15 protein-coding genes are annotated in these 12,961 nt (G+C 45.0%); 6 read left to right on the forward strand and 9 right to left on the reverse strand.

Annotation, left to right across the window (positions count from 1 at the left end; genetic code table 11):
• Window positions 1-9: 9 nt before the first annotated feature.
• The 5 genes from LEP1GSC058_RS18785 to epmA all read right to left on the reverse strand — a co-directional run bounded on the left by LEP1GSC058_RS18785 (window position 10) and on the right by epmA (window position 6,591).
• Window positions 10-600 carry a TetR/AcrR family transcriptional regulator gene (locus LEP1GSC058_RS18785; RefSeq protein ID WP_016551134.1) on the reverse strand — a complete coding sequence of 197 codons (591 nt, stop codon included), beginning with the start codon at window positions 598-600 and terminating at the stop codon, window positions 10-12.
• A gap of 3 nt (window positions 601-603) precedes the next feature.
• The gene (locus LEP1GSC058_RS18790; RefSeq protein WP_016551230.1) at window positions 604-1,590 is read right to left on the reverse strand and encodes an aldo/keto reductase; all 987 of its coding nucleotides are present in this window, start codon (window positions 1,588-1,590) and stop codon (window positions 604-606) included.
• 375 nt (window positions 1,591-1,965) lie between these two features.
• Window positions 1,966-4,227: an aconitate hydratase gene (locus LEP1GSC058_RS18795; RefSeq protein ID WP_016551173.1), complete on the reverse strand. Its 2,262-nt coding sequence runs from the start codon at window positions 4,225-4,227 to the stop codon at window positions 1,966-1,968.
• Between the two features lie 182 nt (window positions 4,228-4,409).
• Entirely contained in the window at window positions 4,410-5,438 is a 1,029-nt protein-coding gene (locus tag LEP1GSC058_RS18800; protein ID WP_016551332.1) for an OmpA family protein, read from the reverse strand.
• A 205-nt stretch (window positions 5,439-5,643) separates the two neighbouring features.
• Complete coding sequence (gene epmA / locus LEP1GSC058_RS18805) at window positions 5,644-6,591, reverse strand: EF-P lysine aminoacylase EpmA (RefSeq protein WP_016551378.1); 948 nt, start codon at window positions 6,589-6,591, stop codon at window positions 5,644-5,646.
• Between the two features lie 74 nt (window positions 6,592-6,665).
• Between epmA and LEP1GSC058_RS18810 the strand changes: the two genes are divergently transcribed.
• Window positions 6,666-6,992, forward strand: a complete 327-nt coding sequence (locus LEP1GSC058_RS18810; RefSeq protein WP_016551080.1) for an STAS domain-containing protein — start codon at window positions 6,666-6,668, stop codon at window positions 6,990-6,992.
• Here the strand turns inward: LEP1GSC058_RS18810 and LEP1GSC058_RS18815 are convergent.
• Window positions 6,966-7,412 carry a DUF4279 domain-containing protein gene (locus LEP1GSC058_RS18815; protein ID WP_016551315.1) on the reverse strand — a complete coding sequence of 149 codons (447 nt, stop codon included), beginning with the start codon at window positions 7,410-7,412 and terminating at the stop codon, window positions 6,966-6,968. The two genes, LEP1GSC058_RS18810 and LEP1GSC058_RS18815, sit on opposite strands and share 27 nt — an antisense overlap.
• A 233-nt stretch (window positions 7,413-7,645) precedes the next feature.
• Between LEP1GSC058_RS18815 and LEP1GSC058_RS18825 the strand changes: the two genes are divergently transcribed.
• Together LEP1GSC058_RS18825 and LEP1GSC058_RS18830 are read left to right on the forward strand one after the other, a co-directional pair.
• A complete protein-coding gene (locus tag LEP1GSC058_RS18825; protein WP_010568397.1) occupies window positions 7,646-8,371 on the forward strand; it encodes a response regulator transcription factor in 726 nt (241 codons plus the stop codon).
• A gap of 350 nt (window positions 8,372-8,721) precedes the next feature.
• On the forward strand, window positions 8,722-9,513 hold the full coding sequence (locus tag LEP1GSC058_RS18830) for an enoyl-CoA hydratase/isomerase family protein (RefSeq protein ID WP_016551195.1): 792 nt from the start codon (window positions 8,722-8,724) through the stop codon (window positions 9,511-9,513).
• 15 nt (window positions 9,514-9,528) lie between these two features.
• Here LEP1GSC058_RS18830 and LEP1GSC058_RS18835 read toward each other — a convergent pair whose 3' ends face one another.
• Window positions 9,529-9,837, reverse strand: coding sequence for a 4a-hydroxytetrahydrobiopterin dehydratase (locus tag LEP1GSC058_RS18835; protein ID WP_039948824.1), 309 nt, complete (start codon window positions 9,835-9,837; stop codon window positions 9,529-9,531).
• Between the two features lie 31 nt (window positions 9,838-9,868).
• Entirely contained in the window at window positions 9,869-10,282 is a 414-nt protein-coding gene (locus LEP1GSC058_RS18840; RefSeq protein ID WP_016551383.1) for a TraB/GumN family protein, read from the reverse strand.
• Between the two features lie 233 nt (window positions 10,283-10,515).
• Here LEP1GSC058_RS18840 and LEP1GSC058_RS18850 point away from each other — a divergent pair, with 233 nt between their 5' ends.
• From LEP1GSC058_RS18850 to LEP1GSC058_RS18860, 3 genes are read left to right on the forward strand one after another with little or no spacing between them, the layout of a single operon-like run.
• On the forward strand, window positions 10,516-10,791 hold the full coding sequence (locus LEP1GSC058_RS18850) for a DUF883 family protein (protein ID WP_010568393.1): 276 nt from the start codon (window positions 10,516-10,518) through the stop codon (window positions 10,789-10,791).
• 11 nt (window positions 10,792-10,802) lie between these two features.
• Entirely contained in the window at window positions 10,803-11,186 is a 384-nt protein-coding gene (locus LEP1GSC058_RS18855) for an LBF_4227 family protein (RefSeq protein ID WP_016551305.1), read from the forward strand.
• A gap of 7 nt (window positions 11,187-11,193) precedes the next feature.
• Complete coding sequence (locus LEP1GSC058_RS18860; protein WP_016551277.1) at window positions 11,194-11,496, forward strand: hypothetical protein; 303 nt, start codon at window positions 11,194-11,196, stop codon at window positions 11,494-11,496.
• A 7-nt stretch (window positions 11,497-11,503) separates the two neighbouring features.
• On the opposite strand, the gene pyk is transcribed toward LEP1GSC058_RS18860, so the two are convergent.
• Window positions 11,504-12,934 carry a pyruvate kinase gene (pyk, locus tag LEP1GSC058_RS18865; RefSeq protein WP_016551306.1) on the reverse strand — a complete coding sequence of 477 codons (1,431 nt, stop codon included), beginning with the start codon at window positions 12,932-12,934 and terminating at the stop codon, window positions 11,504-11,506.
• Between the last annotated feature and the right edge of the window lie 27 nt (window positions 12,935-12,961).

Consider the following 12,961-nt stretch of genomic DNA (forward strand, 5'->3'; position numbering starts at 1 on the left):
TCTTCAAGTTCATGGAATTCCCGCTAACAAAAGATCCAAAACCTGTTTTAAAAGAAGTTCCCTATCGGAATCCAAATGATCGAGAACCATTTTAGGATGGTGAAAACTGATCATTCCATGAAACAACAGACTCGCGAGTAGTTTCGGATCTTTTTTAGAGAATTCCCCGGATCGAATCCCCGATTCCAATATGGAGGAAAGTTGGCTCATCGTCGTCTCCAGATGCCGAACCACGAAGGGACGTCGTAATTCTGCCGAAGAATTGAAAGCCCGATACAATTCCGGATCCATGGAAACTTTTTCTCTCTTTAAACGATGCAGAGTTAAGAACCAAGCATGAAGTCTGGATTTGGAGCTTCCTTTTTTTGAGACGATTTTTGCCAACTCATCATCGATCCGATTCAACCAACGTTCGGATACCGCATCGATAAGCGCGGCCTTATCAGGAAACAAACGATAGAGAATCGGATGACTTACTCCGATTTCCTTGGCAATATCCACAAGATGGGTCTTGTCGAACCCAAACTTGCGGATCATTTTTTCGGCCGAATCCAATGCGACTCGTTTTAATTCTTCAGGGGAAAGGCCGGTTCTTGGCATATTTTATTTGGCGACCATCTCCATTTGCGGAGCAGGATAGCGATCTCCTACGATAGCCCCTTCCGAAAAAGTACGATCCAATTTCTCAAGCTCTTCCGAAGTCAGGATGATATCAAGTGCTTTTAAATTTTCCGATAAGCGAGATCGCTTACTCGTCCCTATTAATGGTATGATATCCTCTCCGCGGGAAAGAACCCAGGCGATTGCGATCTGAGACGGGGTAGATCCTTTTGCCGAGGCTATGGATTGCAGCGTTGCAACCTTTTCCAGATTCTTAGAAAGGTTTTCCCCCTGAAACCGAGGTAGATGAGCTCTATAATCCGTCTTAATCTCACCGGTGATACTGCCGGTCAGCAACCCTCTTCCGACGATTCCGTAAGGAACCAAGCTAATCCCTAGTTCTCGAATCGTAGGCAGAATTTTGGACTCGATCAATCGGGTCGCGAGCGAATATTCGATTTGCAATGCACTTACAGGATGAACGTTATTGGCCCGACGAATCTGCTCCGAATTAGTTTCGGAAAGCCCTAGATATCGAACTTTCCCTTCCTTAATCAAATCGGCAACCGCGCCTACCGTTTCTTCGATCGGAACCGACGGATCGATTCGAGCGGGCTGATACAAATCGATAATATCTACTCCGAGTCTCTGAAGAGAGTACGCCGCAAATGCTTTTACCGAATTAGGTCTCGCATCAAACCCTAAAAAAGCGCCGGAAGGAGAACGCTGAGCGCCGAACTTTACGCTTAAGAAGGCTTGGTCTCGGCGATCTTGAATCGCTTTTCCCACCAAAGATTCGTTATGCCCCATTCCGTAGAAGTCTCCGGTATCCAAATAATTGATCCCGGCATCCAACGCGGCATGAATCGTATAGATGCTTTCTTGGTCGTCTCGAGTTTGTTTAGAAACGTAAAAATCCGACATCCCCATGCAACCGAGGCCGACCGAAGAAACTTCGGGGCCGTTTTTTCCTAATTTCTTTAACTTCATATCAATCTCCAAAAGTTACAAGTTCTATAATTATTAACATGTAACTTTTAAATGTCAAGCTAAGGAAAGAAAATTTTAAATAAGAAGGGATCCCAATATATGCCGAAATGCCATACACCGATTCTTGCGCGGAGAAGACGCTCCTGCGGAATCAAAGTAGCAACGGTGATCGGAGAAATGAGAAGGTTAACGAAATTTATGCAGTTCCCGGACGGATCATTCGTATCGTGAAATACGAGGTTGTTCGGAAGAATTAGCGGGTGGATTAGTGAATTTTGAAGATAGAAATAGAGATAAAGATGCGGGCTCTCCGTGGAAGGTTCCTGCGAACGAAACCTTCCACCGAAGATATAAAGGCATTCCTGCCGATATTTTTTACTTCTTCCCGCCGATAAGATTCAAAGCGCTTCCCGCCTTAAACCATTCGATTTGCTGTTCGTTATACGTATGGTTTGCCTTGATCTCCTCTTTACTTCCATCCGAATGGTGTAAGACTAGAGTCAGAGGAGTTCCTTCCTTAAACGAGGTTAAACCGAGGATATCGATCGTATCGTCTTCCTTGATCTTATCGTAATCGGCCTTGTCCGCAAAAGTAAGCGCGAGCATTCCTTGTTTTTTTAAGTTGGTTTCGTGAATCCTTGCAAAAGACTTCACTAAGACCGCACGCACTCCGAGGTGTCGAGGTTCCATAGCCGCGTGTTCTCGAGAGGAACCTTCCCCGTAGTTTTCATCACCCACTACGATTGATCCGATTCCTTTCGCCTTATACTGACGTTGAACTTTCGGGACCTCGTCGTAAGAGCCGTCCAACTCATTTTTAACTGAGTTTATTTTATCGTTAAACGAATTCGTCGCACCGATCAGGAGGTTATTGGAAATGTTATCGAGATGCCCGCGAAACTTCAACCAAGGTCCGGCCATCGAAATATGATCCGTAGTACATTTACCTTTGGCTTTAATCAAAAGACGTAATCCTTTCAGGTCCGTTCCTTCCCATTTCGAGAACGGAGCCAATAGTTGAAGCCGATTGGATTTCGGATCCACTACGACTTGAATTTTAGAACCGTCCGCTGCAGGAGCCTGAAATCCGGCATCCTTCACATCGAACCCGCGTTTCGGTAATTCGTCTCCGTTCGGCGGATCTAATTTTACTTTCTCGCCCTTATCATTGACAAGAGTATCTTTATTCGGATCGAACGTTAAATCTCCGGCAATCGCAAGAGCGGTTACTAATTCCGGAGATCCGACGAATGCAAATGTATTCGGATTCCCATCGTTTCGGGATTGAAAATTTCTGTTAAACGAGTGAACGATCGTATTCTTCTCTTTCTTTTCCGAGCCTACGCGAGCCCACATTCCGATGCAAGGTCCGCAAGCATTCGCAAATACTTTTGCTCCGATCTTTTCAAAAGTCTTAATGAACCCGTCGCGCTCGATAGTAAACCGAACAAGTTCCGATCCGGGAGTTATCGTAAATTCCGATTTTGGAGTCAGGAATTTTTCCGAGGCTTGGTGTGCCAGAGAAGCGGCACGGGAAATATCCTCATAAGAAGAATTCGTGCAAGATCCGATAAGACCTACTTCAACTTTCGTCGGCCAACCGTTCTTTTTCGCGGCATCTTTCATCTGAGAAATTGGAGTCGCCAAATCAGGAGTAAACGGTCCGTTTAGATGAGGCTCGAGTTTGTTTAGATCGATTTCGATCACTTGATCGAAAAATTTATCCGGATTCGCATAGACTTCGGGATCCGCATTCAAATGTTCCTTAATTCCGTTCGCGAGATCCGCCACCGCCGCGCGTCCCGTAGACCTTAGGTATCTCTCCATCGATTCGTCGTATCCGAAGGTGGATGTAGTCGCACCGATCTCCGCGCCCATATTGCAAATAGTTCCCTTTCCGGTACAGGATAATGCCGCAGCTCCCTCGCCGAAATATTCGACGATAGCGCCTGTTCCTCCCTTAACGGTGAGAATTCCCGCGACTTTTAATATGATATCTTTCGGGGAGGTCCAACCGTTAAGTTTTCCGGTGAGTTTCACTCCGATTAATTTGGGCCATTTCAATTCCCAAGCGAGACCCGCCATTACGTCGCACGCGTCCGCTCCACCGACTCCTATCGCGATCATTCCCAGCCCGCCCGCATTCACGGTATGAGAATCGGTACCGATCATCATTCCACCCGGGAAAGCGTAATTTTCTAAAACGACTTGGTGAATGATCCCTGCGCCGGGTTTCCAAAAACCGATTCCGTATTTGTTGGAAACCGAGGAGAGAAAATCATAAACTTCCTTGTTTTCGGTCGATGCTTTACTAAGATCTGCGACCGATCCTACCTGCGCGGTAATCAAATGGTCGCAATGAACGGTAGACGGAACCGCCACCTTATCTCTGCCGGCGGACATAAATTGTAGCAACGCCATCTGGGCCGTTGCGTCCTGCATCGCCACTCTATCAGGAGCGAAATCAACGTAAGACTTTCCTTTCTCGAAAGCGTGTTTCGGCTCTCCGTCCCATAGGTGGGAGTACAGAATTTTTTCAGTTAAGGTAAGAGGTTTCCCAACCACTTCCCTAGCCTTTTTTACCAGGGTCCCGATCTTCTCGTACCGAGCGCGGATCATATCTATATCAAATGCCATGTGTCATCTCCGGGATGGTTTCATCGTCTCCCGGGCATAGGGTACTTGTATAGGATTTTTCAGACAGGACGGGATTTTTGGAACCGACGGACGGCGGCCACCGAACAGAAGACGCATGCCTACGACTTCCGGGGAAAGGGAAATAATACTAGAAGTTAAACTTCTCTTATACAGTGATTCGTCTATTCAACGATCCGAATTTCTACCCGGCGATTTTTTTCCCTACCGACTTCCGAAGAATTTTCAGCGATGGGTTCCGTAGCCCCTTTCGCCTGGATTAAAATACGCTCGCTAGGGATACCGTTTCCGACTAAGTAGTCACGAACCATTTCCGCGCGAAGTTTGGAAACTTTTAGATTCGCCTCTTCCTTTCCTTCGTTCGAAGTGTGCCCGGTCAGAGACGCCTTCAATTCGGGTTTTCTTTTCAAGAGTTTGGAAAGATGATCCAGCGTTTTGCGCGAAGAAGATAAAACGGAGATGCTATTCTTATCGAAATGAATGGCGCCCGATTCGATTTGCTTTGCAAGCTCCGCGTTCGCACCTTCCAGTTTGGCCGACTTTGCTTTGGAACCGGAAAATAAACTGAATACGCCTTTCTCAGCTTCGTCCGGAGTCGAATCCTTTTTCGATTCTCGTTTTTCTAAAATCTTTTCTTCCTTCTTTTTCTCCGAGGAATGCTTGGAAGCGGATGATTTGGATCCTTCTTTCGAGGAACCGAACGTATAATATATCCCGATGCCGATTCCACTTAAAATTAATACGGAAAGAAGTAGAATCGGAATGCCGCTTCTTGTGCGCGGCTTGCCAGCCGAAGGTGTGGGAATATAATTCGTATAACCTAAGTAAGAGTCGTCGTCATCCGACGGAGCGGACGGGATATTCGAGGTATCTTCCTCGGCTACATATGCCTCTTCCGGTTCCGCAGATTTGGTCTTAGCCGATTTTTCGGCGGCCCATTTTCTAATCTCGGATCGAAACCATTCGTCCGCCTTATCCGTAAATTTATAATTCTCGCGGATGTGCTCTATGGTTTTCTTTTCTATATCGGTGTACGTGTTATTGTCTTTCACGGCATTCAAAAGCTTTTTCGCGTCGTTTACGGAAATCCGACCGTCACGCTTACCGGAAACGGAAGCATCCGCAATTTCGATCAAACCGCGATCGTATTTTTTCCCGTTGATGGTGACGTAATAATTCTGTTTTTTTGCCATGTTTCCGTCCGTCCCTTCAGGTTCCCGATCGACTCAGGTGGAAAGAGATTCTTTCGCCTTGTCTCGTATACGGAAAATCAACTCTCGCGTAGTAGGGTACTACGTGAGAGATTCCGTGCAACCAAAGTTTTACGGTTCTACTTTGAATATCGAACCTTAGTAAGGCGAATCTTGAACCAATTTACTCCGGAAGTCGGGAATCTTTCTAGTCTAGGCGGGCCCAATACGGACTAATTTGAGCCAGGGAATTCGCGCCGAGAAATACGGAGAGCAATCGATCCAATCCGATCGCGTTCCCGGAACAAGTAGGGAGACCTCTTTCGAGCGAAAGAAGGAATTCCCCGTCGATCGGAAAGACTTCCTTACCTAATTTCTTTCGTAGCTCCTGCTCCTTAAGAAAGCGGAGACGCTGTTCGACAGGATCGGATAACTCGTAAAAGGCGTTTCCGAGTTCGATATTTCCGTAGTACGTTTCAAAACGCTTGGCGACCCCGTTTTCTATCCGGGCCAATGCGGCCATTTCCGGTGGGTAATCGTACAAAAATTGAAACTCGGGTAAAAGCCTCGGCTCAACGAAATTCAAAAAAACTAGATAAAAACAATCCTCATATTCCAATTCCTGCATTGAGAGATTCGTCAAAGACGCCTGCTTTAATTTCTTTTCTAGAGACTCACGATCCCAATCACAGCCCGCGTATCGAAGTAATAAATCCCGAACGCGATTTCTAGGAATCTTCGAAACCGGAGTGGACTTCCCGATTCGATTCCCTAAGGCCCGAATCAAACGTTCGGTCGTATCCATTAGATCGTTCAAATCGGCGGCGGCTTGATAGAATTCGAGCATAAGAAATTCAGCAGTATGAAGAGGGCTTCCTTTTTCCCCCGAGCGAAACGTATGTGCTATTTCATAGACCCGGTCCAAACCTAAAGATAGGGCTTGTTTTAAGGAATATTCCGGCGAAGTAACTAAGTACCCGATTTCATTTCCCGAAGGGGAACGGACTTCGAAGGGATCTAAGTGCGGTTCCATCCCGGGAATCTTTTTTAAGGCGGGTGTATCTATTTCTAAAAATCCTTCCGAATGGAAAAAGTCCCGGGTGGATCGTAGAAATCTTGCCCGCGCCGTTATAATTTCTTTGGAAGTGAGGTTCATCCGTTGTACCGCCTAATATCCGACTTGCAATATCCAACACGGAGATCCTACCTTGTTTCGAGGAACTCCTTCTCTTGGAACAGATTCGCAGATACACTTATTTCGAAATCCGAAAAAAAACCAAGATAGTCGAAATAGAACCTTTAACCGGTCAAATCGAAGGCGACTCTTTCAAAGAATTACAATCCGCGCTGGCGATGGCGTTTTACGAATCGAGCCGGCACGTTAAATTGGAATTAGGAAACGTGCAATTCCTATCGATCACGGTCTTAGAAAAGCTGATCAAATTCGCTCTAGATTTACGGGAGAAAAATCGGGTTCTCATTTTTTCTCATCCCGCTATATCGGTTAGAAGATACTTGGAAAGATTTCGTTTAACGGATGTGATTCTTATCCTCTAATCGACGTTTCTTCTCCGGCAGTTTCCAAGCTTGGAAACTGATTTTAAGTCCTAGATTTCCCAATAATAAAAGCAATTTAGGACTTAATGAAGCTTCCTCTAAACTACCGTCGTTATACTCGACCGAACAATATAACGTCACCGGATGTTTTTCACAAACGTTTTGAAATTCCTTACGGTGAGGAGCAATGCGCTCGATAAGCTCCCAAACATGATCCTCTAAAGGAAGATTCGCGTCTTTCTTGGAATGGATTTGCCATAATGGAGAACTCACCGGTTCACCTGAGATGCCGGTTGCCGTTCCGGGGACAGGCAGATCGGGTCGAATTCCGGTCTCGCGAGTTATTCCATGTACATCCAAGCCTGGTTCAGATATGGCAATCAACGCCCATGAGCGAGGGATCGTTAGAGGAGATTTCATTTAGAAATTAATACCTGCCTTTATTTTGCGATTCTAAGGAGAATTACGAAAAAAAATGACACACCCTAATCCTAAAATCGCTTGAATTTGGATCTTTAAACATCGTTTTTTTTTGAAATAAGCGCATTTTTACCCGATTTTCCCAAGTCTTAATTTTTTCTTTGAAGCATTTTTCATGGGAATAATATGTTGTATTCAGGTTATTTTTTCCATCAAATTCATCTGAGGCATTTATGAAGAACATTTTGGTCATCGAAGACGATCCGGATATCGGAAACCTCATACGAAAGTCTTTAGATTCGGCCCATTATAAAACCACCATTCAAACATCCGGTGAAGAAGGGTTGAAATATTATAAAGCAAATCATCCGGATCTTCTAATTTTAGACCTCTCTCTTCCCGATATCGACGGCATGGATGTATGCCGCACTGTAAGAAGAACCGACGAAAATACTCCTATCTTTATCGTAACTGCCCGTAACGAAGAAATCGATCGCATAATGGGATTGGAACTTGGAGCGGACGATTACATTACGAAGCCGTTCTCCGTTAGAGAACTTAAAACCAGGGTGGATGTATTTTTTCGCCGTTGGGACAAAAAAGCAGGCATTAAACCGAATATCGGAAGCGGCGGTGAAATTATCCGCGGCAGCTTGAAAATCGATCCGGTCCGCCGTCGAGTTACGCTCAAAGACCAAGTCATCAATATTTCCCGAAAGGAATTCGATATCCTCCAACTAATGGCGACTTCCCCTGGAAAAGTATTCTCCCGAGAAATGATCCTGGAAGCGGTATGGGGAATGGAATGGGACGGATTCGAAAGAATGATCGACTCTCATATTAAACGAATCCGATCGAAACTCGAAAAGAATTCCGCCCAACCGGAATGGATCGAAACAATTTGGGGAATCGGGTATAGATTTTCCGATAACTACGACAATATCGTAATTCCAGATTAAGCGAATTTTATTCTAATAAACTCCTATCAATAAAAGGCCCTTTTTAGGGCCTTTCTTTTATTCTCAGAACTACGAGACACGCCAAGCAATCAGGGTCGGCCGTAGTTTCTTTCCGCGGCCCAAAATTGCCCCGCTCGATAGTATATTAAATACTTATAATTTACTTCGATTCGTTCGAAGGGCAAACTTTCGAAACTTCATGGCAAACGTCATTCGGTATTTGCCGAAATGAGTCAGATTCAACTTGAAAGAATAGGCCGATTACGGGTTCCTATTATTGTCGAAGATTTCAATCGTACGAATCTCTACGAGATGAGATCGTTATTAGTTTAGAGGGAAAACGAAGTATCATGAAAAATATCAGAATCGAAGAAAAAGGACCCTTAGCGTGGATATGGCTGGAACGATCACCTTCCAATGAAATGACGGAGGAGCTCATGGACGAGTTGATCGAAGCGCATCAAATTCTGGGCGCAAAAAAAAGCGTTCGTGCAGTTTTAATCGGTTCTCAAAATGAAAAATTTTTCTCGAACGGTTTAGATCCTCGTTATATGTTGGAACGCTCTCCGGAAGATAGAGTCAAAGTATTCGCAAAATTATTCGATATGATGCGAGTTATATATACGTTCCCTAAGCCGCAAGTAACCGTTATTAACGGACACGCAATGGCGGGAGGCGCAGTGCTCGGAATCCTAACCGACTTTCGGTTTATGGGAAACGGAAAGTCCAGATACTGCTTCTCGGAAGTATTGGTCGGTTTGACAATACCACCTACTCTATTAAATATCATCGAATCGGTGGTCGGCAAAGCTAGATTGCGGGACGTCGCGATGTTGGGGAAAGCCTATAAACCGGAAGAGGCTAAAGCGATCGGACTGGTCGACCTCATTTTTCCCGCCGAAGAATTGAATAAAAAATCGGAGGACTATATGTTAGATATCTTGGATCTTCCTCAGGCAAGTCTCGAATCCTTGAAACGAGGCATTAGAAAAGACCTAATTCAGGAGTTCAACGCTCCGACGGACCTATTGATCCAAGAGTTCAAGCCGTTCGTTTCCGGAAATTTCGACGAAGGATTAAAGGCAGTATTGGAAAGAAGAAAGCCGAAGTTCAGCCAAGAGGTTGTGAGTATCTCGAAGTAAATTTAGGAATGCTACTTAAGAAATGTCCCGTTTGTAAGCTTTCTCTGAAAACAAGGCCAACTCTAGGTCCAAATTCGAAAGCCCGTTAAGAGAATGAGTAAAAACTTCCAGACCGACATTTCCGTAGGTGACTCTAAGATCAGGGTGATGATCCAATCTTTCCGCTTCTCGGGCTACTTCGTTTACGAAACGAATCCCTTCCGAGTAGGTGGAAAACGTAAAATTCTTACGGATTCTATACACTCCGTTAATAGGAAGAACTTCCCAGGAATCGGGAAGATTCTTCCGAATCTCTTCGGGATCCATTTTGCGCGTGGAACTCATACCGACGTTTTATGAATGGAGACGGAAAAAGCTACAGAACTTTCTTTAAGGCCTGTTTGATTTTTTCGGCGTCGTCGATCGCTCCGTTCGAGAGAGATCCGGCTCTTGCCATTAAATTTACGGCCCCATCCATCCTAGCTTTTAGCTCTTCGATTTTGTGAAGCTGATCGTTGAGAAATGCCAATTTCGATTCTATCTCCATTTCCTTTCTCTCCAAAAGAAGTTTGTAATTTTCCAACTCTTGGATTTTTTTGCGCGTCTTCTTGGCTTCCGTATCGACGTCTTTGCGGTAATATTTCTCCAGCTCCTTCTCCGCCTGAGCATGACGGTCGGCTTCGGCTTTAAATTCCCGCTTTAGATGCTTGAGCGCCTGTCGATAGGCTCTATTATAAATTCTTTGGCGTTGTTTACGACGAATTTTGACGATTTTTGAAACGAGATTCATAGCGTTTCCCCTACTGAAAAATCTTAAGGTTAAATCGGGTTTCGCTTTAGAAGAACTACTCTCGCGAGCAGAGTCCCTGATTGACCACTCTGACAATTATACGAGAATTTTCGACCGAATTCCTCCCGAATTAAAAGCCATAAAAATGATTTTATCGATGCTTTTGACATTTTTGGAAAGTTCTTGAAATAGGAATAGAGTCCTCTAATAAGAGACCCTGGAGGACCGCTTTTATGTCCAATGCCGAAAGCCTCAACGAGGAGTTGGAATCCCTCAAAGAAAAGGCAAAAAAAATCACTGGTAAAGCTAGAGAGGAATACTTGGAACACGTATCAGATTTAAAGGAACGCCTAAAGCAAGTTACGGGCGAAACAAGCGAGAGAGCAAAGCAGATCATCGATCAAACTGGCGTATATATCAAAGAAAATCCCCAAAAAGCGACACTGATCGGACTCGGGGTGGGCGTCGGACTAGGCCTGATCATCGGTCTTTTAATTCGTAGGAAATAAAGGAAACTTCTTTGGCGCGTAAAAAGGAGAACTCTCGGGCAAAAACCCCAGAATCCGAAACACCGAATGGCGATGGTTTTTTTAACGGCTTCGAATTAAAGGGCCATCTCCTTTCTTTGGTCGATTCTTTCCTCGAATACATCGAAACTCTCCTACTGTATCTTCGAAAATCAGCGGAAGAAAAAGTTAAACGAGGAGTCCAAGCCTATGTATTCCTTAGAATCGGATTTTATTTTTTAGGATTAGCATCTCTTCTTTTTATAGGCGCCTTCTTCCTTTTTTTATTAAAGACCTTCGGGGGCGACCCGATTCCGGCCGCACTCGGTACGGGTGGGCTTTGCTTATTTTTCTCCTTATTTTCCCTGGCCCTCGTCGCGTCTAAATTGAAAGGCTAAACGAAGTATGTCGCCGAAGAAGAGTAAGCAGGAAAATGTCTCCGGATTAGGCCTAAATCCGTTCTTAGGCTCCGACGATTTTTTAGAAAAAGATCCGAAAACTATGAGCTCCGCAGAATTAAAACTCTATCTTCATATTAAAAAGTTGAAAGTAAGGTTGGAATTCGAAAGGTTTCAATCCTCGGTAAATTATACCGGAATGTTATTCGAAGCCCTAGACCGCCTAGGAATACGCGAAAGCCTTTTAGTTTGGGTGGAGAAACAAGCGTTCGGCGGAGAAGCCACCGAACAAAAAACTAATTCCGATTAGGATCGTTTTATTTTACTTCCCGCACCTGAATGGTTTCAACGCGATCCACTCCTGCAATGATATCGGAAAGAATCACGACTTGATCTCCGTCCTTAATTCGTCCGCTCGCTTTAAGAGTTTCGATCGCTAATTTAATCGTCTTCTCCGGATCGCTCGAAAAATCGATTCTATACGGAATGACCCCTCTCGTCAGCCAAAGCTTCCGCCGAACTGTAGTCATGTTCGTAAATGCGTAAATCAGCGGTTGCCTAGGATGGAACGAAGCCACATTCAACGCCGTAGTTCCTCGACGAGTAATCACGATAATTGCAGGACTCTTAATGGAATCGGAGAGCATCGCAGCCGATTTAGCCATCTCTTCTTTTTTATTGGAAGGCACTCGGTCGCTTACATATCCCACCCCGGGAGTTTTTTCCACTCGCTCGGCGATCTTATGAAGCATCTCCACACAGCGAACCGGGAATTTTCCCGCCGCCGTCTCGCCCGAAAGCATGATTGCATCCGATTCCTCATAAACCGCGTTAGCCACGTCCGTAACTTCCGCCCTTGTGGGAGAAGGGTTATTGATCATCGATTCGAGCAGGTGAGTCGCAACGATGACTCTCTTTCCGCGAACGGCACATTCTCGAATGATCGCTCTTTGAATGATGGGAAGCTCTTCGATGGGAAGCTCGACACCTAAATCGCCGCGAGCAACCATAACGCCGTCGGAAGCTTCGACGATCTCAACCATATTCCGAACCGCTTCCTGGTCTTCGATCTTTGCGATAATCGCAGAGTGACCGTTGTTCTCCTCGATGATCTTGCGCAACTGCAGGATGTCATCCTTGGACCGAACGAAAGAGAGAGCGATAAAATCCACGTCCTCTTCCAGACCGAAAAGGATATCCTTATGGTCCTTCTGGGTAATAGAGGGTAAATTGACTCGAATTCCAGGAAGATTGATGTGCTTTCTGGAGCCTAACTTTCCGCCGTCGACAACCTTACATTTCAACGCGGTTTCTTGAATCTCTTCCACTACCAAATTGATCAAACCGTTATCTACGGTAACTCGATCGCCGACTTTAAGGTCGTTCACGATATCTCGATAATTTACGAAAACGGATTGTTCTTCCGATTCGACGCCCGGAATAATATGGAAGGTAAAGGATTCGCCGACTTTGAGATCCAAATGATCCACTTGAAGATCCCCGGTGCGAATTTCAGGCCCCTGGGTGTCCAATAGGATTGCGATCGGATGCTTTAGCATGTCCTTGTTTAAGGATTTAATAATTTTAATAATCGATCTATGGAATTCGTGATTCCCGTGCGACATGTTAAGGCGGGCAACATTCATCCCCGCTTCGGCCAGCGCTAGAATCATTTTTTTATCCGCTGTCGCGGGTCCGATCGTGCAAATAATTTTTGTTTTTCTAAAGTTAACGAGTTCGTTTTTCATAGGAATAAGAGAAATCCGGAATCTCTG

Source organism: Leptospira fainei serovar Hurstbridge str. BUT 6 (assembly GCF_000306235.2).
Lineage (GTDB): Bacteria > Spirochaetota > Leptospiria > Leptospirales > Leptospiraceae > Leptospira_B > Leptospira_B fainei.